Source organism: Leuconostoc carnosum (assembly GCF_007954525.1).
In the GTDB taxonomy this organism is placed as follows: domain Bacteria; phylum Bacillota; class Bacilli; order Lactobacillales; family Lactobacillaceae; genus Leuconostoc; species Leuconostoc carnosum.
The window spans coordinates 213,419-237,560 of the sequence record NZ_CP042374.1 but is presented as its reverse complement, the minus strand read 5'-3'; the positions used below and the strand labels follow the sequence as shown (position 1 = coordinate 237,560).

The 24,142-nt window shown below is 37.9% G+C and carries 22 protein-coding genes; 21 read left to right on the top strand and 1 reads right to left on the bottom strand.

Features of this window, described 5'->3' with window-relative positions:
* Positions 1 to 120: 120 nt before the first annotated feature.
* From FGL89_RS01095 to FGL89_RS01085, 3 genes are all read left to right on the top strand, one after another.
* Positions 121 to 831: a nicotinamide mononucleotide transporter family protein gene (locus FGL89_RS01095; RefSeq protein ID WP_014974253.1), complete on the top strand. Its 711-nt coding sequence runs from the start codon at positions 121 to 123 to the stop codon at positions 829 to 831.
* Between the two features lie 187 nt (positions 832 to 1,018).
* Complete coding sequence (locus FGL89_RS01090) at positions 1,019 to 3,211, top strand: Tex family protein (protein ID WP_014974254.1); 2,193 nt, start codon at positions 1,019 to 1,021, stop codon at positions 3,209 to 3,211.
* Positions 3,211 to 3,780, top strand: a complete 570-nt coding sequence (locus FGL89_RS01085; RefSeq protein ID WP_014974255.1) for a GNAT family N-acetyltransferase — start codon at positions 3,211 to 3,213, stop codon at positions 3,778 to 3,780. Before FGL89_RS01090 ends, FGL89_RS01085 begins: the two co-directional genes overlap by 1 nt.
* A 30-nt stretch (positions 3,781 to 3,810) precedes the next feature.
* Here FGL89_RS01085 and FGL89_RS01080 read toward each other — a convergent pair whose 3' ends face one another.
* The gene (locus tag FGL89_RS01080) at positions 3,811 to 4,701 is read right to left on the bottom strand and encodes a YitT family protein (RefSeq protein WP_014974256.1); all 891 of its coding nucleotides are present in this window, start codon (positions 4,699 to 4,701) and stop codon (positions 3,811 to 3,813) included.
* Positions 4,702 to 4,802: 101 nt separating this feature from the next.
* Between FGL89_RS01080 and FGL89_RS01075 the strand changes: the two genes are divergently transcribed.
* The 18 genes from FGL89_RS01075 to rpoD all read left to right on the top strand — a co-directional run bounded on the left by FGL89_RS01075 (position 4,803) and on the right by rpoD (position 24,038).
* Positions 4,803 to 5,282 (top strand): hypothetical protein, encoded by a 480-nt coding sequence (locus FGL89_RS01075; protein WP_014974257.1) that lies wholly within the window; start codon positions 4,803 to 4,805, stop codon positions 5,280 to 5,282.
* Positions 5,283 to 5,307: 25 nt separating this feature from the next.
* Entirely contained in the window at positions 5,308 to 6,108 is an 801-nt protein-coding gene (locus tag FGL89_RS01070) for a bifunctional hydroxymethylpyrimidine kinase/phosphomethylpyrimidine kinase (protein WP_014974258.1), read from the top strand.
* On the top strand, positions 6,108 to 6,611 hold the full coding sequence (locus FGL89_RS01065; RefSeq protein ID WP_014974259.1) for an ECF transporter S component: 504 nt from the start codon (positions 6,108 to 6,110) through the stop codon (positions 6,609 to 6,611). Before FGL89_RS01070 ends, FGL89_RS01065 begins: the two co-directional genes overlap by 1 nt.
* A gap of 57 nt (positions 6,612 to 6,668) precedes the next feature.
* A complete protein-coding gene (locus tag FGL89_RS01060; RefSeq protein ID WP_014974260.1) occupies positions 6,669 to 7,856 on the top strand; it encodes an isochorismate synthase in 1,188 nt (395 codons plus the stop codon).
* Positions 7,853 to 9,478: a 2-succinyl-5-enolpyruvyl-6-hydroxy-3-cyclohexene-1-carboxylic-acid synthase gene (menD, locus tag FGL89_RS01055; RefSeq protein WP_147000266.1), complete on the top strand. Its 1,626-nt coding sequence runs from the start codon at positions 7,853 to 7,855 to the stop codon at positions 9,476 to 9,478. Before FGL89_RS01060 ends, menD begins: the two co-directional genes overlap by 4 nt.
* Positions 9,471 to 10,286, top strand: a complete 816-nt coding sequence (menH, locus tag FGL89_RS01050; protein ID WP_014974262.1) for a 2-succinyl-6-hydroxy-2,4-cyclohexadiene-1-carboxylate synthase — start codon at positions 9,471 to 9,473, stop codon at positions 10,284 to 10,286. The genes menD and menH overlap by 8 nt, the downstream gene beginning before the upstream one ends.
* On the top strand, positions 10,273 to 11,364 hold the full coding sequence (gene menC / locus FGL89_RS01045; protein ID WP_014974263.1) for an o-succinylbenzoate synthase: 1,092 nt from the start codon (positions 10,273 to 10,275) through the stop codon (positions 11,362 to 11,364). Before menH ends, menC begins: the two co-directional genes overlap by 14 nt.
* A 37-nt stretch (positions 11,365 to 11,401) precedes the next feature.
* Positions 11,402 to 12,091, top strand: a complete 690-nt coding sequence (locus FGL89_RS01040) for a tRNA (adenine(22)-N(1))-methyltransferase (RefSeq protein WP_014974264.1) — start codon at positions 11,402 to 11,404, stop codon at positions 12,089 to 12,091.
* Positions 12,088 to 12,876, top strand: a complete 789-nt coding sequence (locus FGL89_RS01035) for a Nif3-like dinuclear metal center hexameric protein (RefSeq protein ID WP_014974265.1) — start codon at positions 12,088 to 12,090, stop codon at positions 12,874 to 12,876. Before FGL89_RS01040 ends, FGL89_RS01035 begins: the two co-directional genes overlap by 4 nt.
* A gap of 84 nt (positions 12,877 to 12,960) precedes the next feature.
* Positions 12,961 to 14,205, top strand: coding sequence for a peptidase T (gene pepT / locus FGL89_RS01030; protein ID WP_014974266.1), 1,245 nt, complete (start codon positions 12,961 to 12,963; stop codon positions 14,203 to 14,205).
* 120 nt (positions 14,206 to 14,325) lie between these two features.
* Positions 14,326 to 15,237: a GDSL-type esterase/lipase family protein gene (locus FGL89_RS01025; RefSeq protein ID WP_014974267.1), complete on the top strand. Its 912-nt coding sequence runs from the start codon at positions 14,326 to 14,328 to the stop codon at positions 15,235 to 15,237.
* Positions 15,219 to 15,830 (top strand): YpmS family protein, encoded by a 612-nt coding sequence (locus FGL89_RS01020; RefSeq protein ID WP_014974268.1) that lies wholly within the window; start codon positions 15,219 to 15,221, stop codon positions 15,828 to 15,830. The genes FGL89_RS01025 and FGL89_RS01020 overlap by 19 nt, the downstream gene beginning before the upstream one ends.
* Positions 15,817 to 16,044 carry a YozE family protein gene (locus FGL89_RS01015; protein WP_014974269.1) on the top strand — a complete coding sequence of 76 codons (228 nt, stop codon included), beginning with the start codon at positions 15,817 to 15,819 and terminating at the stop codon, positions 16,042 to 16,044. Before FGL89_RS01020 ends, FGL89_RS01015 begins: the two co-directional genes overlap by 14 nt.
* Before the next feature lie 41 nt (positions 16,045 to 16,085).
* On the top strand, positions 16,086 to 16,940 hold the full coding sequence (ylqF, locus tag FGL89_RS01010; RefSeq protein WP_014974270.1) for a ribosome biogenesis GTPase YlqF: 855 nt from the start codon (positions 16,086 to 16,088) through the stop codon (positions 16,938 to 16,940).
* Positions 16,933 to 17,703, top strand: a complete 771-nt coding sequence (locus FGL89_RS01005) for a ribonuclease HII (RefSeq protein ID WP_014974271.1) — start codon at positions 16,933 to 16,935, stop codon at positions 17,701 to 17,703. The genes ylqF and FGL89_RS01005 overlap by 8 nt, the downstream gene beginning before the upstream one ends.
* A gap of 254 nt (positions 17,704 to 17,957) precedes the next feature.
* Complete coding sequence (locus FGL89_RS01000) at positions 17,958 to 20,651, top strand: HAD-IC family P-type ATPase (RefSeq protein ID WP_147000265.1); 2,694 nt, start codon at positions 17,958 to 17,960, stop codon at positions 20,649 to 20,651.
* Between the two features lie 175 nt (positions 20,652 to 20,826).
* Complete coding sequence (gene dnaG / locus FGL89_RS00995; protein ID WP_014974277.1) at positions 20,827 to 22,677, top strand: DNA primase; 1,851 nt, start codon at positions 20,827 to 20,829, stop codon at positions 22,675 to 22,677.
* Positions 22,678 to 22,739: 62 nt separating this feature from the next.
* Positions 22,740 to 24,038, top strand: coding sequence for an RNA polymerase sigma factor RpoD (rpoD, locus tag FGL89_RS00990; protein ID WP_014974278.1), 1,299 nt, complete (start codon positions 22,740 to 22,742; stop codon positions 24,036 to 24,038).
* The last annotated feature ends 104 nt before the right edge of the window (positions 24,039 to 24,142 follow it).

The following is a 24,142-nucleotide window of genomic DNA, read 5'->3' as shown; positions in this document are numbered from 1 at the left end:
ATTAAATCAAAATGAGGTAAGTTTATTTGATAGAATATAAATTGTAGTGTTGATAAGCGCATTGCATGCGAGCGTTCCCGGAAGACCGGCTCATAAAAAACAAACGGAGGGCATGAGATCATGCTGATGATTTTAAAAAAATTGAACCAATCTTGGGTGTTCGATTTAGTTGGGGTTTTGTTGGTGATGATAGCCGCCTATACATCAGGTTATTTGTTTGATAGTTTAGGTAGCACAATACGATTTTCAGGTGTGTCTTGGGCAAAATATATACCATTTGGCATAATTTCAGTCGTATCATCTAGTTTATCGATTTTATCAACGCGATTAACTGCACGTCTGAATAAATTTGGTAATATTATCGGGACTATCAATACTGTCATATCAGGTGCTATTGATTTTATACTTGGTAACAGTGGTGCTGTGTTGACTTACCCTGTTTCTTTTCTGATTAACGCAGCTTCTGTTAAAGGATGGCAACATTACGGTGAAGGGCGTGTTAATCGTGCGTTAGATTTTAAAAAATGGCTACCAGTGATGATTGGTGGCGCGGTTATACTGAGTCTAGGACTCAATTACCTTGCATTTAGGAATACGAGTCCGTTATTTTGGTTAGCGAGTGCAGTGTTTACGCTATCACTCATACCAAATATGCTTAATATTTTTAAAATTGAAGATCAATGGTTCTTTTGGATATTTTATAATATTGTTCAACTAGCAAAAGCAATAACTCAGGGTAATTTTGCAAATATTGGTAAATATATTTATTATATTGTCAATAGTGGGGTCGCATATCCAATTTGGCGACTGGCGCGAGAACAGGCCAAGTAATAATTTGATACATTTGTCCAGAGCTTTATAAAAAAGAGTTGCTTTGTATAATTTTTTCAGGTATACTAATGAGGACCAACTGGGTAGAATCTATCTACCTACCCGCCACCTATTCTTCGGAGTAGGTGGCGTTTTTAGTTTAGGTGGTATAATAGGTTTAAATACATTGGAGAAATATTGATTACACATGACAAATTTAGTTTTAAATGAGCCAACACAAATTGAAATTGCTAAGCAGGTATCGCAAGCGCTTAATATTGGTTTGAAACAAGTAGATGCAACGCTAACCTTGATCAATGATGGGTCTACAGTACCCTTTATTTCACGTTACCGTAAAGAGATGACTGGCGAACTTGACGAAGTACAGATTCGTGATATTCAACTGACGGCTAAAAAATCTCAAGAACTAGCTGATCGTAAAAATACGGTCATAAAGGCAATTCATGATCAGGATAAATTAACACCAGAAATACAACAGCACATCATGTCAGCAGCTAGTTTGCCAGTTGTAGAAGATCTTTACTTACCGTACAAGCAAAAGCGTCGTACGAAAGCCATGATTGCTCGCGAACAAGGGCTACAACCATTAGCTGATTTTGTTATGGCAAATCTCAATGCTAAAATACCAATAGCTGACTATGTGAATGAAGCACTACCCACAAAAGAGGATGTTTTGGCTGGATTGCACGAAATTCTTGCAGAGCAAATTGGTGAAAATGCTGCATATCGTCAATGGTTACGTACACGAATGGCGTTAGATGGCGTACTTGTGTCCAGCCTGAAACGTGGTGGTAAAGACAAGGATGAGCAAGAAGTTTACGCTGGATACTACGATTATAGCGAATCAATCAAGTCTTTGTTAAATAATAAATTCCGTATTTTAGCTGTTAATCGTGGTGAAAAAGATGGTGGATTATCAGTTAGAATCGACTTTGCTTCCGCACGAATGATTCATTTTATTCAAACAAAAGCGTCTAAAGGACAATTAACTACCGGTGACGGATACCAAGTGTTGCGTAGCGCTATCGAAGACGCATACAAGCGTTTTATACAACCAGCGGTTGAACGTGAACTCAGACAAGATTTAACAACACAAGCACAAGAACAAGCTATTCGAGTGTTTGGTGATAATTTATACCATTTGTTGATGCAAGCACCACTCAAAGGTAAAATTGTGATGGGATTTGATCCAGGATTTCGTACGGGATCAAAGTTAGCAATTATTGATGCACAGGGTAAATTTTTAAAGAAACAAGTGATTTACCCACATAAGCCTGCTAATGCGCAACAACGTGCAGAAGCAGCTGATATTTTTAAAGCGTTGGTTGCAGAGTATCATGTACAACTGGTTGCTATAGGTAATGGTACAGCTTCACGTGAATCAGAAGAATTTGTGGCAAAAAACCTATCACAAGGTGTGTCATACAGTATTGTGAACGAAGCCGGGGCATCGGTATATTCTGCATCAGATGAAGCACGCGAAGAATTTCCAAATTTACATGTTGAGGAGCGCTCTGCAATTTCAATTGGGCGACGTATTCAAGATCCTTTGGCGGAGTTGATTAAAATTGATCCTAAGTCAGTTGGTGTAGGTCAATACCAACATGATTTGAATGCTAAAGCATTAGATCAACAGGTTGATCATGTTGTTGAAACAGCAGTTAACCAAGTAGGTGTTAATTTAAATACAGCCAGTCCGGCTTTGTTAACGCACATTGCTGGGTTGAATAAAACCTTAGCACAAAATATTGTTGACTATCGAAACACAGTAGGTGAATTTAGTTCACGTGCACAACTGAAAAAAGTACCCCGCTTAGGGCCTAAAGCCTATGAACAAGCTGCAGGTTTTCTACGTATTTTGGATGGTAAAAATATTTTAGATAATACAGACATTCATCCTGAAAGTTACTCAGCTGCTAAAAAGTTGTTAGCAATAGCTGATATTGTAGCCAGCAAACTTGCAACAGAAACTGCTAACCAAGCATTGCGTGCCTTAGATAATCAAGTAATCGCTGATAAGATAGGTACTGGTAGACAAACATTACATGATATGATTACTAGTTTACAAAAACCTGGCCGTGATGGACGCTCAGATATGGTAGGCGCTTTGTTGAAATCAGATGTATTGCATATTGAAGATTTAAAAGCAGGTATGAAATTACAGGGAACAGTTCGAAACGTTGTTGACTTTGGTGCATTTGTTGATTTGGGCGTCAAACATGATGGACTAGTGCACATTTCACGTTTAGCAAGACGTCGAATTAAGTCACCTTCTGAAATAGTTGCAGTAGGTGATATCGTGAATGTGTGGGTAGTTGACATTGATGAAAAGAGACAACGTATTGGCTTGACAATGCTTGAGCCACAGGAGGAAAAATAATGAGAATCGAATCAGCAGTTCAGGCTGATCAATCGGCCATCCTACAGTTAGAACAAACAATTTTTGATGATATGGCGTTACCGATTTATGATGAGTTATCTGTTGAAGATGTACAGCAAGCTATGGCTTTAGCAGTAGCTAAATCTGAAAAAAGTCGTTACCATTTTAGTCGTGCTGTAGTTGCAAAATCAGATGATAACGAAGTTTTAGGTGTATTGTTTGGCTTCCCAGACAGTGAAGAAGAACAGGTAGATCATGCTTTTCAATCAATTTTAGCCGATAAGTTTAGCTACCATCGCTGGATGTTTGAAGATGCTGAAGCTTTTTCTAATGAATGGTATATTGATTCTATCGTTGTGACTAGCGCAGCCCGTGGACAGGGTATTGGCACACAGTTGTTAAAATATGTTGAAGCCAAAGCTAAGCGGGATGGGCAAAAAGTTTTAGGACTCAATGTTGATAATGTTAATCCGAGAGCACGTAAACTATATGAATCTTTAGGTTTTAGTGCTGTTGGCGCCTTAACACTTGAAAATCATCATTATACACACCTGCAAAAAAATATATAAAAATAACGGACAAACAATATTGTTTGTCCGTTATTTTTTATCGAAAGAAAACATTTTTTTAGGTCTTAAGTAAGAGAAACCTTCACCTAGTTGTTCTTGTGCGGTGAAAATTGACACAAAAGCTTTGGCATCAATTTCTTCAATAATGTGTTGCACTGTATTAACTTCCGAAGGGTCAACAACAGCATAAACAATGCGTTGCTCACGGTGTGAATAGCCACCCTCAGATTTGATTAAACTTGTCCCACGTTCCAGCTGATCCATAATAGCATGGGAAATTTCTTCAGGATAATCAGTAAATATCATAAATGAACGGGCTGTATAACTACCTTGCTGCACAACACCAACGACTTGGGCGAAAACAAATGAAGCGATTAATGTATACATCATATTCACTAAATCAACATAGACCAGTGACAATAACAAAACCATGGCATCTAAGATAAACATCGAGCGGCCGATTTGAATACCAAATTTTTGCTCTAAAATACGCGCTACGACATCTGTACCACCTGATGTACCACCAAAACGAAAGACTAAACCAAGTCCAAAACCAGCAAGTAAACCAGCAAGTAAACCAGAAATTAACATATCGTGGTGTAAAGCCGGTGGTGTTGGGAAAGCTTGCCACACATATAACCAGAAGGAGAGTGTAGCGATACCCCACAAGGTATAAATAAGCGACCTTCGTCCAAGAATACGATAGCCGATAATAATTAATGGAATATTTAAAATTAAGTTTGTGTAAGCAGGGTTCCAATTAAATAGTGCACGTAAGATTAAAGTAATACCAGAAATACCACCTTCAGCAAGTTCATTTGGAATATTGATGTTGATTAATCCCCAAGCATAAATACCTGTACCAAGGGCAATCATAATAATATCTTTTATGGTAATGCGCTCCAAATTAGTTTTCATCATAGGCATTTTCTCCAAGAGTTCATTCTTTCTATCTTACCATAAAATCAATTGGCGGAAGTCGGTATATATTTGATATAATGATATGTATTGAGAGGTATATTATGACATCCCCTAATGAAAATCAACGTCCCAGATTTTATCAGAAGAAGCACCCGATACGCAACTTCTTCATAGCACTCACTGTAATCATTATTATCGCACTAGGTGTGTTTATTTATGTTGGTTACTCATCATCAGCGAAACCAAGTGAACCAATATCAGAAAAGAAAGTAACCAATCGAACGGTTGATGAAACTGTTGAATCCAATGGTGCAAGCTCAAATAGTGAGTCATCTAGTGATGCGTCAACGTCGTCATCTAAATCTTCCTCATCATCTTCAAGTAGTGTTGACTCGAAGAAAAAAGATAGCATTCAAGAATCAGCGCAATTAAAAGGTAAAAAAATTTCAGAAGCAATTGCTTGGGCCAAAGCACATGGACGCTACTATTCATGGTCAATTACCTCTGGTGGTAATGATGCTGTGGTAACTTCTGTTACTGATGATGGTAGTCATATTAACTTCATCGCATCTGCTCAGTAATTAGTAAAGGAGTGATAACCCAAATATGCCACATAAAATTTTAACGATTGCTGGTTCAGATTCATTAGCCGGCGGCGGGATTCAAGCTGATTTGGCAACTTTCACTGAATATGGTTACTTCGGGTTAAGTGTTATCACATCTATTGTGACAGTCACAGCGGATGATTTTAAAATTTTCCCTATATCTCATGATGTTATTGAATCACAATTAAAGTCTATATTGGCATTAGATGATATTGTTGCGATTAAGGTTGGTTTATTACCGAATGTCCATGTGATTGAGCTAGTAGCCAAATATTTAAAAGCAGTTGATATACCAGTTATTGTGGATCCTGTGATGGTGTTTAAGGAAACAACTAGTGTTGATACTCAGCAAATCGCTGACGCATTAAAGAAATATCTGATACCATTAGCAACTGTGGTTACCCCGAATATTAATGAGGCACAAATTTTAACGCATCAAGTCATCCAAAATATCGATGATATGAAGCTTGCTGCTCAAAAAATTGTCGATTTAGGTGCTAGTCATGTTGTTGTTAAAGGTGGTATAGCTATCATTGGGAACCAAGCCATCGATGTGCTATATGATGGTCAAAAGTTTGACATTTTCCAACAAGACAAAATTGTATCTGATCGTTTATATAACAATGGGGCAGGATGCACCTTCGCAGCGAGCATTGCAGCGAATTTAGGACAAGCACAAGTAATTGAAGAAGCCGTCGCTGATGCAAAAGATTTTGTTTGGCATGGGATTAAACATGGTATTATTTTAAATAAAGCATTTCATGTCGGTAATGTTTGGCAAGGCGCGCGAAGGAGTGTATGATGGAACAAAAATTTCATACAAAGCAAGTAACAGTATTAGCGCTAATTGTGGCTTTTAATGTTGCTTTGTCTTACATTGTAAAAATACCTGTCCCAGCTACAAATGGTTTCGTAAACTTGGTTGAAGCTGGTATATTTATCGCTGCCATACTTGGAGGCGCTCGCAGTGGGCTTATTGTCGGAGGGTTAAGTGGTCTATTACTTGATTTACTTGCCGGTTATCCGCAATGGATGATTTTCTCGCTCATTATACATGGCTTGGAAGGTCTTATTGTTGGATATTTTGGTTACAAAAAACATATTGTGAGTCAAACTGTTGGTTTAATTTTAGGCTCAGTTATTATGATAGTTGGCTATGTTTTAGCAGGTGCTCTATTATACAATTGGCCAGCAGGATTTGCTTCTATTATTGGTAACCTTGCACAAGTACTAATGGGGTTGATTGTGGCAATGGTTTTGGTGCCAGTATTTAAACGGATACCCCAAGTAGATTTAAAAATTTAACATGAAAAAGCGACAGGTATCTGCCTGTTGCTTTTTCATGTTATGAGGTTGAATTTTATGCAATATAATTATACACGTCTTGTAAATGATAAAGACGAGCAGAAACTTTATGAAGCACTGGACAGTTTTGAGACAAGTGCTTATTTTAGGACACGTGATGCGACCAAGGCACGATTTGGTTTTGGTGCAACAGTAACAACTGATACTGCGGAGTTGCTGCAAGATGATATTGCATTCGGTGGTCGTTCTTTTGATGAACAGAAAATCAAAAATTCTACTTTGATGAATGGTTTTTGGTTTGTACCACGTATTGCTGTTACAATGACGCAGACTACGATTACATTTTCATCAGATGAAAGTCTTGATTTTGATACATGGTTGGCACAGATTCCTAACATGAAAGCAGAGATGGTGCACGTAATCAGCGTTGATGATGAAACTGATTGGGCTGACCGAACAGAAAAACTGATTTCGACTTTGAAGTCTAAGCAAACGTTGAAAAAAGTAGTTTTTGGTCGTCAACAAATATTAAAATTATCCAATAAACTGTATTTATCACGATTGATCCGAGGACTATCGTCACAAAATAACACCTACCATTTTATATTAAAGCATCAAGATGAATTTTATATTTCAGCGACACCAGAACGTTTAATAAAAGTAGCAGATGGTCATTTGACAACAGGGGCGGTTGCTGGTACGATTCAGCGTGGCGATAATGAGCAAGATGATATGGCATTAGGTAAATTATTATTAGCCAGCCATAAAAATCGGCAGGAGCACCAGTACGTGGTAGAGAATATTCAACAGAAACTGCAAGCTATGACTGAAAAATTGACTGTTCCGGCTGACCCTATTTTATTAAAAACTCAGCAGGTTCAGCATTTGTATACGCCTATTATTGGGGAAATTGATTCGCAATATACCTTAGTTCATTTGATGAACCAGTTACACCCAACGCCAGCACTTGGGGGTGTACCACAAAAAGAAGCACTAGCATATATTCAGGATTATGAACGCACACCACGAGGACTTTTTGCTTCTCCTATGGGTTATTTAGATGCTGAACAAGGTGGTGAGCTGGTCGTTGGTATTCGTGCAATGCACGTGAATCAAAGGTCACATCAAGCAACATTATTTGCTGGTGCAGGTATAGTTTCTGATTCAACTGCTGCTCAGGAATTCAAGGAAACGGCACTCAAACTAAAAGCCATGCGTCAACTATTAAAGGATTATTCAATATGACGGTAAATGCACTGACAAAAAATACAAAACATTTATTAAAATCATTATATATGAGTGGTGTTCATCACTTTGTCGTATCACCAGGATCACGTAGTACCCCAGTGGCATTGCTCTTAGGTGAACTAGCACGTAATAACAAAGATGTTGAGCTATACGTGGATGTTGACGAGCGATCGGCAGGTTTTTTTGCCCTAGGTATTGCTAAAACACTGCGAGAGCCAGTCGTATTATTAGGAACATCTGGTACAGCAATTACTGAATATGCACCAGCTGCGGCAGAAGCCAGTATATCGCATGTACCTTTGATTATTTTGTCCACGGATCGACCGGCTGAATTGCAAAGCAATGGTGCACCGCAAACACTACCTCAGCAAAATATTTTTGGCTCACTAACAAAAAAATCAGTGACGTTTAGTTTACAAGATGAGCATCCAGATATGACAGAATATATCGATTTTATGATACAAAAGATGGTACGCGAGATTATGATAGTACCAAGGGGGACAATGCAGGTTAATTTACCATTACGAAAACCATTGATGCCGCAATTAGATAACCAGGTACCGATTAATGTAACACCATTAGTATTTGATAATTATAGTAGTGATTTTCCAGTGATGCGTTTAGATCAATCACGTGTATTGATCTTAGCTGGTCCAAATGAGGGCGAAGATTATCAAGATATATTGTCTCAGTTTGCTCGTATCAATCATATACCAGTTATTGCTGATGTACTGAGTCGGGCACGCTCTAAAACAACGATTTATGGTATAGATGCACTTCTTAATGCAGGATTGGTGACGGAAGCCTATCAGCCAGATTTGGTCATTCGTTTTGGTGCAACCCCAGTTTCGGAACGTGTACTTCAATGGTTGAAAATAAAAAATATTCCGGTCTGGCATGTTGATAGCCATGCGGGTACCGACCACTCACGCCATGTGTCGCGTGCAATCGCGGTAACGCCGGCTATTTTTCTGAAACAAGTAGTGGTGACCAACGACTTTGAATTTTATCAGTTATGGCAAAACTTAAATCGTGTACCACGTCGAATAACTGGTGAAATGTCAGTCCCATATGTATTAGATCAAGTTGTGGCATCCGATCAGCAGATTTTTGTTGCTAATAGTATGGCTATTCGAGATATGGATGATGTATTCACTGGACTCAAGACACAAAAAATTTATGCTAATCGTGGCGCTAATGGCATTGATGGTGTTATTTCTACGGCACTGGGGATGAGTGCAACAACAACTCAGCGTAGTGTTTTATTAGTCGGTGATTTGACGCTTTTTCACGATATGAACGGACTGATGATGGCCAAACAGTATAGTTTACCATTGGATATTATTGTCATTAATAATAATGGTGGCGGTATCTTTTCTTTTTTGCCACAGTCTCATGCTGATGAGTATTTCGAAACGTTATTTGGCACGCCGCTCACATTAGATATATCAAAAATTGCGGATTTATATGACATCCCTTATGTTCAATTAGAAGATCGAAACGATTTATTGACGGTATTATCAACTGAAGTAGTTGGTGCACGATTGATTGAATTTAAAGCAGATCGTGTTAAAAATGTAGTGGATCATCAACAATTTATGGGTGTAACACATGAATGAACAAGTTTTAAATATTAATGGTTACAACTACCACATTTTTTGTCATGTTAATAGTCAAGTGTCAGAGCACTGGGTGTTGCTTCATGGTTTTATGGGATCGCATCACGATTTTAATGCAATTGTTGAACACTTGCCGGGAACAGTTTTAACGCTTGATTTGTTAGGGTTTGGTTCGCGCGCACCATATGTTGAGGAACCGAAGCGCTTTGATATGTTTGCGCAAATAACAGATTTACAGTTGATTCTTAAAAAATTAAATTGGACACATATTAATTTGTTAGGATACTCAATGGGCGGTCGTTTAGCGCTGGGTTTTGCTGTCAAATATCCTAATTTAGTTAAAAATTTATATTTAGAAAGTTCAACAGCGGGCTTGCAATACGCTGTTGAACGGCAACAACGTATTGTGAATGATGAAAAAAAAGCACAAGAAATCGAATGCGATTTTCCAGAATTTGTTAAACAATGGGAACAAATGCCGTTGTTTAACACACAAAAATATCTGCCTGTGACACAACAACTAGCAATAAGACAACAGCGCTTATCGCAACATCCAAAAAATGTTGCCAATTCATTAAGATATATGGGAACTGGTAGTCAACCTAATTTTTGGCCGAATTTAGTTATGTTACAATGCCCTACATTATTACTTGTTGGCTCATTAGATACTAAATTTCGTCGTATTGCAAGTGACATGAATCAATTATTACCACATGCTAAAGTTGTTACAGTGGCTCAGGCAGGTCATAATGTTCATTTTGAAGCACCTAAACAAGTCATTGAGGTATTAAATCATGTATCATGTTGAGCAATTTAGCATGCAACCAGTCACTCTCAAATTAAAACATCCTTTTAAAACTGCCCATAGTACGACATTCGAACGTCCATTGACGCTTATTAAGTTAGAAGTATTTGATGAGAAAACCCATCAAGTTGCTAGTGGTTTTGGTGAAGTACAATCATTTGCTGATTTATCATATGCCCCTGAAAATCAGCAAATGAGTCGAACTGTCATCGAAACGATGATTTTACCGTACCTCAAATCCTATAGTTTTAACTCAGCACCAGATTTTGCCAGTTACTTACAGCAGCTCACACCATTTGCTTCATTTGCCAAAGCAGGTATTGAAATGGCGGTGTGGGATGCAGTTGGGAAGTTAACCAACCAATCATTGGCTCAGATGATTGGTGGTAGCATGACTAAAGTACCAGTGGGTATTGCTTTTGGATTAGATGTTTCAGCGAGTGATATCCGGTCAGCTATTTCGGAAGGGTATCAGCGCATTAAACTAAAAATTCAGGCGGATAATTTACATATTGAGCAACTGACCCGCTTGTTAGAGCAATTTCCACAGCAACATTTTTCTTTAGATGCTAATAGTAGTTTCACACCAACCAATATTGAACTACTCAAACAATTACCGGACAATGTATTATTTATTGAGCAACCTTTTGCGGCAACTGATTTTGTAGATCATGCTCATTTTCAATTACAGACAAAACAGTTATTAAGTTTGGATGAAAGTATTAATAATATTAATGATATTCGAACTTTAGTTGCTTTGAAGGCAGCTCGAGCTGTAACGATTAAGCAAGGTAAAATTGGTGGCATATCAGCTGCCATAGCAGCTATTGAATTGGCACAAATTTCTGGCATTCGACCATGGATCGGCGGTATGTTGAGTAGCAATCTCGGTCGTGGTGTTGATTTAGCGCTAGCTAGTCTAGAAGGCATAGCTTTTGCAGGCGATATAGCAGATAGTCAGCACTACTTTCAGACAGATATCACTGAGGAAGCATTGACAGTTCATAAAGGCTTTATGGATGTGCCACAACGTCCAGGTATTGGATTAACAGTTAATGACATGTTTAGCACATTTTTATAATGTTGACATGATATACTAATATTAAAGGATTTTGATTATGAATAGTATACATCTTTCGCCACGCTTGCAAGCTGTGGCTGACTTCGTACCGAGTGATGCACGATTAGCAGATATTGGTTCTGACCATGCGTATCTGCCAGCTTATCTATTAATGAAGCACCATATTACATATGCAGTGGCCGGCGAGGTTGCTCAAGGGCCATTTGATAACGCAACTCATGAGCTAAAACGTCGTGATTTATTAGGACAAGCAGAAGCACGCCTAGCTGATGGGCTCTCCGCTGTTTATGAGGATGATCATATTGACACAGTTACAATTGCTGGTATGGGCGGTATTTTAATCAGTGATATATTGACAGCGTCGTTTGATCGACACCAGGTATTTGAAACATTAATCTTACAAGCTAATACTGATGAAGTTGTTGTCCGAAATTGGTTAAATGAACATGGTTATCAAATTAAGGCTGAAAGTGTGACACAAGAAGACAATCATTTTTATGAGGTTATTTTGGCCACGTTGGGTTCACAACAATTATCACATATGGATTTGAATTTTGGTCCATATCTTCGTGTTGAACAGTCAGCAACATTCATCGCGAAATGGCAAAAAGAATCTGATCGTATTCAAGTTATTTTTGCACAGTTGGAAGCTGCCAATAAAATGGACACAAAAGCCTATCGCGATTGGCAGGTACGCTACAATGAAATTCAACAGGTATTATCATGATTAAAGCACAAGATTTAATAACAAAAATTGAACAATTCGCTCCCAAACAGCTTGCGGAAGCAGGAGATCCAACTGGTCTGCAAATTGGTGATCCAAACCAAGTGATTAAGCGGGTGATGACGGTGTTAGACGTGCGCCCGGAAGTTGTTCAAGAAGCGATTAATCACCAGGTCGATTTTATTTGGGCACATCATGAAGTGATGTTTTTTCCAGCCAAAAATCTTGACTTGACTAACCCACAAAATAAAATGTATGCAGATTTACTGCAACACCATATTGTTGTTTATGCATCACATACGAATTTGGATAGTGCAAAAGGTGGTATGAATGATTGGCTTGCTCAAGCAATTGGTTTGCAAAAGACTCAACCACTTGAACCTAATGCCGATGGTGAAACTGGATTGGGCCGTATTGGTGAGTTGCCCAAAACTGTTAGTGTGAAAGATTATGCAGCACGGTTGCGTGACTTATTTCATGTAAAAGCTGTTCGTGTGATCGCTAAAGATCTTAATCGACCAATAAAAAAAATTGCAGTGCTTGGTGGTGATGGTGGCAAATGGTGGGCAGTCGCCCAAGCTGCAGGTGCTGATGCCTATGTGACCGCTGATATTTATTATCATATTGGGCACGACATTTTAGCGGCAGATTTTGTTGTCATAGATCCAGATCATCATATGGAAGCCATAGCAAATGCGCAAATGGCTGTAAAGGTGCATGATTGGTTTGGGGATGCTTTATTAGTTTCTCCAACTAATACAAATACTGACCCCTATACTTATATTTAAGATTTGAAATGGCATTATGTTTGATCGATTAAATATTGAAAGGAATTGTGATTGGCCTAATTGAGCGCAATCATACACAATAACATGACAGAAAAATATCCGGAACTTGTCAAACGATTTTTGAAATATGTTGCCGTGGATACACAGTCTGATGAAAATTCAACTAGCGTACCATCATCTCCTAAAGAAATTGCTTTTTTAGCTAACTTAACAGAAGAATTAAAAAGTATTGGTTTAGAAAACGTACGTACTATGCCGGATGGTTATGTATTTGCCGAATTATCAAAAAATAGTGATGACGATAATGTACCAACCATTGGATTTATTTCACATGTGGACACAGCAGATTTTAATGGGGCAGGCATTAAGCCTCAAATGATTGACAATTATGATGGTCAATCAACCATTCAGTTAGGTCATAGTGGGTATACGTTAAATCCTGCTGAATTTCCAAGTTTAAAAAAATATCAGGGTCATACATTGATTACAACTGATGGTACAACATTGCTTGGCGCAGATGACAAAGCTGGTGTGGCTGAAATTATTACAGCTGCCCAATATTTGGTTCAACATCCAGAGGTTAAGCATGGTGATATCAGATTTGCTTTTGGTCCTGATGAAGAAATAGGTATTGGTGCTGATAACTTTGACACAAAAGCTTTTGGAGCTGATTTTGCATACACAATTGATGGTGGCCCAGCTGGAGAACTTGAATGGGAAACATTTTCAGCAGCTAGTGCTACGATTAATATTCAAGGTCGTAATGTTCATCCTGGTACTGCTAAGGACACAATGGTTAACGCAATTCAAGTTGCATTTGATTTCCATGCACAATTACCGGAAAATGACCGTCCAGAACATACTTCAGGTCGCGAAGGTTTTTGGCACTTGATGGATATCAAAGGGACACCTGAGGAAGCACAGCTGCGGTACATTGTACGAGATCATGATCGTGCTAAATTTGAGGTGCGCAAACAAAAACTACTTGATATTGCTGACAGTTTAAACCAGTATTTTGGGGAACAACGTGTTTTAGTAACATTGAAGGATCAGTATTACAATATGGGTGAAATTTTAAAGGATGATATGCGTTCTGTTGAATTAGCAGAACAGGCCATGTTAGAATTAAATATCAAGCCGATAATTGAGCCAGTGCGTGGCGGTACAGATGGTTCAAAAATTACATTTCTTGGGCTACCAACACCTAATATTTTTGCTGGTGGTGAAAATATGCACGGGCGTTTCGAATATGTATCAACACAAGTGATGTCGCAAGCAACTGACACAATTTTGAAAATTATCGAACTCGGGCAAAAGAAATCAATTTAGGAGCAGGTAATCCAATGTGGTTACCTTTTTCTTTTGAAACCGGAATTAAGGTTAGGGACATCCAGCGGTAGATGATATTTTTTGTTATAATAGAATAAGTCTATTTTTTGGAGTATTCGGATGAAAAAAGTTATCGTCAGTTTTATAGCAATGATAATCGCTCTTGGTGCGGTTGTTTTTGGCGTGCACACTTTACAAACGCAAACTCAAAATACGCGTAGCAATCACAAAACGAAACAACAAGTTAAACACATTAATTTGGTCGCATTAGGAGATTCACTGACTGAAGGTGTTGGCGATAATAATAATCTTCACGGTTATTCAGGCAGAATTTCAAAAAAAATCAATGAGCAGTACAAAATACCGGTAAGCATGTCTAACTTTGGGAAGGCAGGCGATCGTTCTGATCAAATTCAACAACGTTTAAAAAATCAGTCGGATTTTCAAGAAAAAATTAAGCAAGCCAATGTCATTGTACTAACATCAGGGGGCAATGATTTACAACAATTGTTATTGGAAAATGCCTTTGTTAAAACCCGTGGGCAATTGACACAAGCTGTCAAAGCTGGTCAGACTAAATATGAGAAACAATTGACTGCGTTATTTCAAAATATTCGACAGTATAATCGTAATGTGCCGATTTTTATTTTTGGCAACTATAATCCGCTTTTTGTTCATTTTCCTAACCGAACTGATTTGAATTCAGATGTTAAATTATTCAATGCTGTTAATTATAAATTGTCTCAAAAAGATAAGAATAGTTACTATGTCAGCACATTTGATTTGACATTTGGGCAGTATAAAACAAAATCAGCACAGACAAAGCTTAGTAATCAAGCACAAAAACAGACAAGTGCTAAAAGTCAGCAACAGGCGACAACTTCTGCATTGACAGGTGAAATGGTAACTAACAATCAGTGGATTAGTTCAACTGATAATTATCATCCTAATAATACGGGTTATAATTATATGACCAATGCGTTGTTCAAAGTCATGAGAAGGGAGCAAAATCAATGGCTGATGAAACAATAAAGAAACGCACAGCACCAAAAAAGCATGTATCTCCATGGTTTTGGGCCTTCTGGACATTAGTGATTGTGCTTGTAATAGGTACTGTATTACTATTTAAATCAGCTTCACAACCAGTCAATGAAACTGACACAGTATCCAAAATTGCTAAATCTGAAGCAACGTTTGACGTTTCATTAAATAAACGACAAATTAATGCGTTAGTAGCTTATTATTTGAGTGAATCTAATGATAATGGCTATTCTTTTCGAGTAGAAGATAATATTATGATGTATGGGACTACGAAGTTTCTTGGCGATAAATTTACTTTTGGTATGTCATTAACGCCTGAAGTTACCAAAAACGGGAATATTATTTTAACAGCGAAAAAATTAGCTATTGGTGATTTACCTTTACCAATTACAACAGTGATGCAATATGTTAAATCAAGTTATGATGCGCCAAAATTTGTTTCAATTAACCCAAAGAAAAAGCAAATTTATATTAATATGAGTGAGCTGCCAGTTACTCAAGGTATGCGCTTTCGGGCGCAGCAAATTGATATGGCAGCTGATAAATTCGTATTTCAAGGAGGATTGGCTAATGATAAAAAGTGACCGTTCATTTTATAATTGGTTAATGACCAATCGCAACACCGTTTCAGCTAATGAAATACAGCAATTTGCAAATAATGCGTTTTTGGATTCTGCTTTTCCAAAACAAAGTACTAATTTTGATGACATTTCCAATTATTTGGAAGAAAATACAACATATTTAATTTCCATGACAACATTTGATAAGGCTTGGGATATATACCAAGCTGATAGATAGGAGAATGCTAGCACTATTGCTAGTGTTAAAGGGTGATAACTATGGCACAAATTATTCAGTGGTTTCCAGGTCACATGGCAAAAGCTTTCCGTTTGATGCGAGAAAACCTCAGACTGGTTGACGTAGTCTTTGAGCTGGTGGATGCTCGTATACCATCCAGTTCTCGTAATCCAGAGGTTGATAAACTTATTGGATCAAAACCACGGCTGCTCATTATGACGAAAGCAGATTTAGCTGATCCAGATCAAACACGACTATGGAAAGCTTATTTTGAGTCAGAAGGTCATACAGTTTTAGTATTAGATACAAGAGATCCTAAAACACCGCAGTTGGTTACCAAGGCCGCGCGACGAGCAGTGTCATCAAAGAAAGAAGCACAATTAGCACGTGGCATCCATGACCAGCCAATTCGTGCCATGATTAGTGGTATACCAAACGTTGGAAAGTCCACTCTGCTTAATCATCTCGTGATGAAAAACGTGGCACCAACGGCGGACAGACCTGGTGTGACTAAGAAAGTGGCTTGGTTAAAGACACCAACAAAGTTAGAATTACTTGATTCTCCAGGTGTTTTATGGCCCAAGTTCGAGGATCAGAGCATTGGAATGAAACTGGCATTGACTGGTGCGGTGAAAGACGCCATTTTTGCGAAAGACGATGCCGCATTATTTTTAATTGCTTTTTTTCGTAATTATCGTCCAAAGGCCATTATTGATCGTTATCATTTAACAACTGAAATTTTTGATGAAGATAATGTGCAAATTTTGTTGGCTATCACTGAAAAACTTGGTTTTAAAGATGATTATGATAAAGCTAGTGAACGAATCCTCATTGATTTGAGAAAAGGAAAACTAGGTTCATTTACATTGGATATACTTGAGGATAAAGATGTCTGAGACAGTTGCTGATATTAAGTCAATGTTAAAAAAAATAACTGACGTGAATGACAGTCGGCTAATCGCGTGGCAAAATGACCCACGCGCTGGGGTGCAAGCTGCTTTAAAAATCTGGCATAATAATCGGTTGAAGCGTGATAAAGAACGTGCAGATTTTCAACATAGATTTGACATTGAACGAACCTATTGGGATCAAGGCTTTTCACATATTGCTGGTATTGATGAGGTTGGCCGTGGACCGTTAGCAGGGCCAGTAATCGCTGCTGCAGTTATTTTACCACATGATTTTCAAGCATATGAGGTGATTGATTCAAAGCAATTATCGGCGAAAAAACGTCATTCACTTTATGATATTATTATTTCACAGGCCATTTCAATTGGTATCGGTGTAGTTGATGCCAAAACAATTGATAAAATTAATATTTATGAGGCTGCTCGGCAGGCTATGACACTCGCTGTAGAAGAATTAGCACCAGAACCTGAATATCTATTGGTTGATGCGATGCAACTAAAGTTAGATCTACCACAAACCTCACTGATTAAAGGTGATGCTATTAGTAATTCAATTGGTGCTGCTAGTATTATTGCTAAAGTGACTCGAGATCGGTTGATGGCTGAATATGATGTACAATATCCAGGATATGGCTTTTCTAGAAATGCTGGTTATGGTACGCGGGAGCACTTGGATGGTCTTAAGAAGTTAGGTATTACACCGATTCATCGCCGAACTTTTGCGCCAATTAAAGATTTATATTTGTCATGAGCTAAATGTTTGTCAGTTTTATTATTGTTATCACATCAAGGTATGTCGTTCAAAATTGAATAGAAATTGAGAACATGATATAATTATAATTAGAAGTTTAAGACTAAGTCACATTTTATTCGACTAATTAATATCTTGCGGGAGTAGCGGCGCATCTGCGTGGGAAACTGACTAACTACATTGAATTAATGTAGCGGCCAACCTTAAATAGCAAGACGCAAAGAAATGATTTCTCTTAAGGAGTTTATTGATTAATGGATACAAAAGTAAATGAATCGGATGACGTACCGTTATCGACTGTACCACCTTTTCATAACCAAGATACAGAGCAAGTGATTGAGGATCTTCAGGTAAATTATCCTGAAGGACTTGATGAGGAGCAAGTAGCAAAGCGTGTACAAACATATGGGTATAACGAAGTTACGTTGAAATCAGTACCTAAATGGGTTGTCTTTTTACGTCAATTTAATAATATTATCGTTTACATTTTGTTGGCAGCAGCTTTATTAACACTTTTAATGCAACATTACTCTGATTCTATTGTTATTGGTTTGGTTGTCATAATTAACGCGTTGATTGGGTATTTTCAAGAAGTGAATGCCAGTAATGCTTTGGACAAAATTAAAAATATGTTGTCTGTCGATGCGACTGTGATTCGACAAGGGACACGATTTGATATACCTGCACGTGAGTTAGTTCCCGGGGACCTTGTTTATTTGGAAGCAGGTGACCACGTCCCTGCCGATTTACGTATTATTGATGCAGATAATCTTCGCATTCAAGAATCATCATTAACAGGAGAAGCAGATTCAGTTTTAAAAGATGATCTTGTATTAGAAGGTAGAATTCCATTAGCTGAACGTAGTAACATGGCATATTCTTCAACTGCAGTGACTAATGGTAGTGCAACAGGTATTGTTGTGATGACAGGTTTGCAAACACAAATTGGTCAAATTTCTCAAAGTGTGGCTGATGTTTCAGGGAATAAATCACCTTTGACTAAAGAGCTGGATGGCCTTGGTCGTGGCATTTCTTGGTTAATTGTTGTTGTTGCGGTAGTTATGTTTGGACTAGGTTGGTTTTTGCAAATATATGAGCTACCTACGTTAATTATGGCAATCATTGCCATGATTGTAGGTTCTATGCCGGAAGGGTTACCTGCTGCAACGTCAATCATTCTAGCAACTGGTGTTCAAAAATTAACACAGAAAAATGCCATTGTTAAAACTTTGCCTGCGGCTGAAACTTTGGGAGCTGTAGATATCATAGCTTCCGATAAGACAGGTACTCTGACTAAAAACGAGATGACGATTCAAGATATTGTCATCGATAATAATCACTATACTGTAACTGGAATAGGATATGAACCAGAAGGTAATATTTTACTGAATGGACAGGCTGTTTCACCAACTGAAGATGAAAAGTTGGAAATGTTTTTAACTATGGGGCATCAAGCCAATGACACTTTTTTGGTGCAAGAAGATGGTACTTGGGAAATCAATGGAGAACCAACTGATGCCGCTTTCTTATCAACTTACTACAAAGCATTTGGAATAAAAACGCCTGAATTAACCAATATTGATTTAATGCCATTTGATTCTGATTATCGTTATATTGCACGTCTTGTTGAAAACAAACAGCACAACAGATTTATTGCTATTAAGGGTGCTCCAGATAAAATATTTGAACTAGCTGAAGGTCACAATGATTTTGACCGTAGCTATTGGTCAGATTTGACAGCTCAGTTTGCTAAAACTGGTAAACGAGTGATTGCTGTTGGTTATATTGACGTTCCTTCAACAGAGGATACTGTAACACATGATATTTTAACCAAGTATCATGTAGAATTATTGGGACTAGCCGCAATTATTGATCCCCCTAGGCCAGAAGTTGTTGATGCGATTACAGATATGCGTCAAGCTGGTATTCGAGTTAAAATGATTACAGGTGATAGTGTTGACACTGCTAAAGCAATCGGGCAACAGTTGAATTTAGCTGATGAACTTCATGCTTTAACAGGTGCAGAAATTGAACAGATGTCAAATTCTGAATTAGCTGCAATTGTTACACAATATGATGTTTTTGCTCGAACAACTCCGCAAGATAAACTAAGAATTATTGAAGCGTATCAAGCTAACGGTTTAGTTACTGCAATGACAGGTGATGGCGTAAATGATGCACCTGCTTTAAAGCGTGCCGATATTGGTGTTGCCATGGGTATTAAAGGGACTGATGTAGCTAAAGATTCTGCAGATATGGTCTTAGCCAATGATGACTTTTCAACAATTCAGGTGGCCATTTCGCAAGGACGTCGTCTTTACGATAACATACGTAAAACAATCTTGTATTTATTACCAACTAGTTTTGCTGAAGGGTTAATTGTTGTCTTTAGTATCTTATTGCAACAGCCAATGCCATTAACCGCAACACAGTTATTATGGATTAATATGGTGTCGGCACTAACTCTCCAATTAGCTTTTATTTTCGAACCTGCAGAGGATGATATTATGTCTCGTCCACCTCGAAAAACCTCTGCAAAGCTAATGAGCCGTTATGATGTTTTTCAAATGGTTTATGTCAGTGCCATAATTGCAGCAGTTTCATTAGTTGTTTTTGAAACTGTTAACTCTGTTACGGGCTTTGCCGTTGCTAGTACGATGGCAGTTAATGTAATTATTTTTGGTAAGATATTTTATCTTTTCAATATAAGAACATCAAAATTAGCTATTAGTCGCGCTTTTTGGACAAATCCGATGGCTTTTGTGGCTATTGGTGCAATGATCATTCTGCAGCTCATTTTCACGTATGTGCCATTTATGCAAAGTGTGTTCACAACTGCTGGACTATCATTCAATCACTGGGCGATAGTTTTAATTAGTGGCTTGATAGTATTAATTGTGACAGAGTTGGATAAATATCGACGCTTACGGCAAACAAGAACCAGGTGATGATTTGTTCTTGGTTAACATAATCTCGAATACGAAAAATAGAAAAGCTGTTATAACAGTTTTTTATCCACTTTTGGGCTCTTGACAAAACCGTATGTTCGATATATACTGTGTATAGTTAAATAATATGTCGCAGACTGTAGTTTGCGACTTTTGTTGTCTTGAAAGGTGGTCTATGGCAAGTCGTATTCCTGAAAATTTCATTGCTGAAGTCCGTCAAAAAGTAAATATTGTTGATGTTATCGGTGAGTATACTAACCTTGTTAAACGCGGTCGACAGTGGACTGGATCCTGCCCATTTCATGATGATAAGCACCCGTCATTGTTTGTTGAAGAGAATAAACAAGTATTCAATTGCTTTTCTTGTGGCCGATCAGGTTCGGTCTTCTCCTTTATCATGGAAAAAGAGGGATTGACATACCCTGAAGCCATTCTGTCTTTAGCTGAAAGTATTGATTTACCAATTGACAGTAGTATTTCGGCAAGTGTGGTTCATCCAGTTGATAACACGACACAAGGTATTTATCAATTGTATACGGCAGCACAGAGGTTATATCAGCATATTTTACTCAACACAACGTCTGGCGAACAAGCACTAAGTTATTTGCATGACACCAGACAATTAGATGATGAAATAATCAAAAAATTTGGTATTGGTTTTGTACCAGAAGACAACGCACTATTAGGCTATGCTAAAGACCAAAATCTTGCCCATGAATTAATGCATGCATCTGAATTGTTTATTACTAACGATCAAGGTGAGATGCGCGATCGATTTGCTGGTAGAATTGTGTGGCCAATTAAATCAGATCGTGGACAAGTTGTTGGTTTTTCCGGTCGAGCATTGGATAATAATAACAAAATCAAATATATGAACAGCCCCGAAAGTCCATTTTTTACAAAAAGTAAGTTGTTATATAATTTTGATCTTGCAAAAAATGTGATTCGCCAAACAAACACAGTCATGATTTTTGAAGGATTTATGGATGTTATTTCGGCTAGCATGGCTGCAGAAGACAATGCTGTGGCAACAATGGGAACTGCTCTTACGAATGAACATGTGCAGCATTTAGTGCGCATAGCTAATCGTGTTTTATTGGTTTATGATGGCGATGAAGCTGGACAACGAGCGGCTCAACGTTCAATTACGCTGATTCAGGAGAATACTAAAGATATTGAGATTGGTGTTGTTCACTTACCTGATAAGTTAGATCCTGATGAAGTGAGATTGCAGCAAGGGCTGTCAACGTTGAAACAAGCGCTTCATCAAAACATTCAAACACCAGTTGAATTTTTAATTAGTGTTTCACGTGTTGGAAAAAATTTAAGTAATCAAGCACAATACTTAGCTTTTTTACAAGAAGTCATGCAGCTTTTAAAGCAGGCAACGCCTGTCGAGCAAGATATTCAACTTACGCGTATTGCTAATGAGTTTGGTACAGCGAAATCTGCTTTGCAGGCGCAATTAGAACAGACCAACAAATCTGAAGCTAATAATAGCCCGCAACACTTTCTTAAGTCACAACCTGTATATGATAACGTGTCAATTGATCAATCTAGTAATGGCATAGCGATACAAAATAATATTAATCGCAATATTACACAGGTAGAACAGGCTGAACGCGCGTTAATTATGGCAATGATCAAATCACCACAAGTAATGGCTCAGGTGATAGAGACCCAAGGGTTTGCGTTTGTGCATCCAGACTATCAATTATTAATGATGTTGACTAACATATATCAAAACCAATACTCTGGAGAGTTTAATTTAGCGCAGTATATGGATTTCATTCAAAAACCAGATTTAAATCAAAAAATTATGGCGATCGACCGTGTATATGGTGATCTGTCTATTGAAAAAGAAGCAATTAATGATTATTTACATATTATCATGCAAGAAGCACCAGTAGATGCTAAAATTCGTGAGCTAAAACAATTAATTAGTTTAGCTACGCAGCAGCAAGATAATCAAAAATTGTTACAACTCACAACAGAATTAATTAATATTAAGAAGCAACAATTATGAGCACGCGGTGTTTTCATTATTCGGTTTTTGAAACATACGCTTAACATGGGAGAAAACAATACATGGCAACTATTTCGATTTCAAGCAGAATTGCAGACATAAAAGATTATTTAGATGCAAACCATATTTCATACAATAGTCGTGCTAAGAAAGCTGAACTTTTGGCATTGGCTCAAGGTAAGACACCTGAAGAAGCAGCAGCGGCAGGAAAAGCTTCAAAGCCAAAAGTTGCTAAAAAATCAGGGATTATTAAAAATCCTGAGTATGATAAGGCTGTTAAAAGTCTTATTACTGAATACAAGCCAGCTAAATCAATTACGTATGCAGATTTATCTAAGCGCTTAGCAGAACCGTTTAACCTAGATGGTGAAAATATTGAGCGTTTGATGGAAAAAGTTGAAGATTCTGGTATTGCAATTGTTGATGAAAAGGGTGAGCCAGCGCCTGAAGTTTTGAAAGCTAAGCAAAACAAACCTTCAAAAGAAGAATTGGATCAAGCCGGGGAAACGCCAGCTGGGATTAAAATTAATGACCCAGTTCGTATGTACCTTAAAGAAATTGGTCGTGTTAACCTGTTAAAGGGTGATGAAGAAATTAATATTGCCAAACGTATTGAAGATGGTGATGCTGAAGCCAAACAAGAATTAGCAGAGGCTAACCTACGGTTAGTTGTCTCAATTGCTAAGCGCTATGTTGGCCGTGGCATGCAGTTTTTGGATTTAATTCAAGAAGGTAATATGGGGCTAATGAAGGCCGTAGATAAGTTTGACTACACCAAAGGATTTAAGTTCTCAACCTATGCTACATGGTGGATACGTCAAGCTATTACTCGTGCAATTGCTGATCAGGCGCGTACAATTCGAATTCCAGTTCATATGGTCGAAACAATTAATAAATTAATTCGTATCCAACGTCAATTGTTGCAAGATTTGGGTCGTGAACCATTGCCTGAAGAAATTGGGGCAGAAATGGATTTGACCCCTGATAAAGTGCGAGAAATTCTTAAAATTGCTCAAGAGCCTGTTTCTCTGGAAACGCCTATTGGAGAAGAGGATGACTCACATTTAGGTGATTTTATTGAAGACAATGAAGCTATTTCACCAGCGGATTCAGCAGCCTATGAAATGTTACGTGAGCAGTTGGAATCAGTATTAGAAACTTTGACTGATCGAGAAGAGAATGTTTTGCGTTTGCGCTTTGGTTTGGAAGATGGGCGTACACGTACACTTGAAGAAGTTGGTCGAGTATTTGGTGTGACACGTGAACGTATTCGTCAAATTGAGGCAAAAGCACTTCGTAAATTACGTCATCCAAGTCGTTCAAAGCAATTAAAGGATTTTATGGATGATGGGAACAATTAATGTAATGGCTAATATTTAATATATTTTCTACTGTTTCATTTTTTACTAACATATCTGGCGGTTCATCAACCATCCCGCTTAAAAAAACTAGGAGATTTTTACTG

Coding starts and splice junctions, on each gene's coding strand:
- dnaG (WP_014974277.1), top strand. CDS start 20,827: ATGGCAAGTCGTATTCCTGAAAATTTCATTGCTGAAGTCCGTCAAAAA.
- FGL89_RS01085 (WP_014974255.1), top strand. CDS start 3,211: ATGAGAATCGAATCAGCAGTTCAGGCTGATCAATCGGCCATCCTACAG.
- FGL89_RS01040 (WP_014974264.1), top strand. CDS start 11,402: ATGAATAGTATACATCTTTCGCCACGCTTGCAAGCTGTGGCTGACTTC.
- FGL89_RS01060 (WP_014974260.1), top strand. CDS start 6,669: ATGCAATATAATTATACACGTCTTGTAAATGATAAAGACGAGCAGAAA.
- FGL89_RS01075 (WP_014974257.1), top strand. CDS start 4,803: ATGACATCCCCTAATGAAAATCAACGTCCCAGATTTTATCAGAAGAAG.
- FGL89_RS01000 (WP_147000265.1), top strand. CDS start 17,958: ATGGATACAAAAGTAAATGAATCGGATGACGTACCGTTATCGACTGTA.
- FGL89_RS01070 (WP_014974258.1), top strand. CDS start 5,308: ATGCCACATAAAATTTTAACGATTGCTGGTTCAGATTCATTAGCCGGC.
- FGL89_RS01005 (WP_014974271.1), top strand. CDS start 16,933: ATGTCTGAGACAGTTGCTGATATTAAGTCAATGTTAAAAAAAATAACT.
- FGL89_RS01035 (WP_014974265.1), top strand. CDS start 12,088: ATGATTAAAGCACAAGATTTAATAACAAAAATTGAACAATTCGCTCCC.
- FGL89_RS01020 (WP_014974268.1), top strand. CDS start 15,219: ATGGCTGATGAAACAATAAAGAAACGCACAGCACCAAAAAAGCATGTA.
- rpoD (WP_014974278.1), top strand. CDS start 22,740: ATGGCAACTATTTCGATTTCAAGCAGAATTGCAGACATAAAAGATTAT.
- FGL89_RS01080 (WP_014974256.1), bottom strand. CDS start 4,701: ATGATGAAAACTAATTTGGAGCGCATTACCATAAAAGATATTATTATG.
- FGL89_RS01065 (WP_014974259.1), top strand. CDS start 6,108: ATGGAACAAAAATTTCATACAAAGCAAGTAACAGTATTAGCGCTAATT.
- menC (WP_014974263.1), top strand. CDS start 10,273: ATGTATCATGTTGAGCAATTTAGCATGCAACCAGTCACTCTCAAATTA.
- FGL89_RS01090 (WP_014974254.1), top strand. CDS start 1,019: ATGACAAATTTAGTTTTAAATGAGCCAACACAAATTGAAATTGCTAAG.
- pepT (WP_014974266.1), top strand. CDS start 12,961: ATGACAGAAAAATATCCGGAACTTGTCAAACGATTTTTGAAATATGTT.
- FGL89_RS01015 (WP_014974269.1), top strand. CDS start 15,817: ATGATAAAAAGTGACCGTTCATTTTATAATTGGTTAATGACCAATCGC.
- menH (WP_014974262.1), top strand. CDS start 9,471: ATGAATGAACAAGTTTTAAATATTAATGGTTACAACTACCACATTTTT.
- FGL89_RS01025 (WP_014974267.1), top strand. CDS start 14,326: ATGAAAAAAGTTATCGTCAGTTTTATAGCAATGATAATCGCTCTTGGT.
- ylqF (WP_014974270.1), top strand. CDS start 16,086: ATGGCACAAATTATTCAGTGGTTTCCAGGTCACATGGCAAAAGCTTTC.
- menD (WP_147000266.1), top strand. CDS start 7,853: ATGACGGTAAATGCACTGACAAAAAATACAAAACATTTATTAAAATCA.
- FGL89_RS01095 (WP_014974253.1), top strand. CDS start 121: ATGCTGATGATTTTAAAAAAATTGAACCAATCTTGGGTGTTCGATTTA.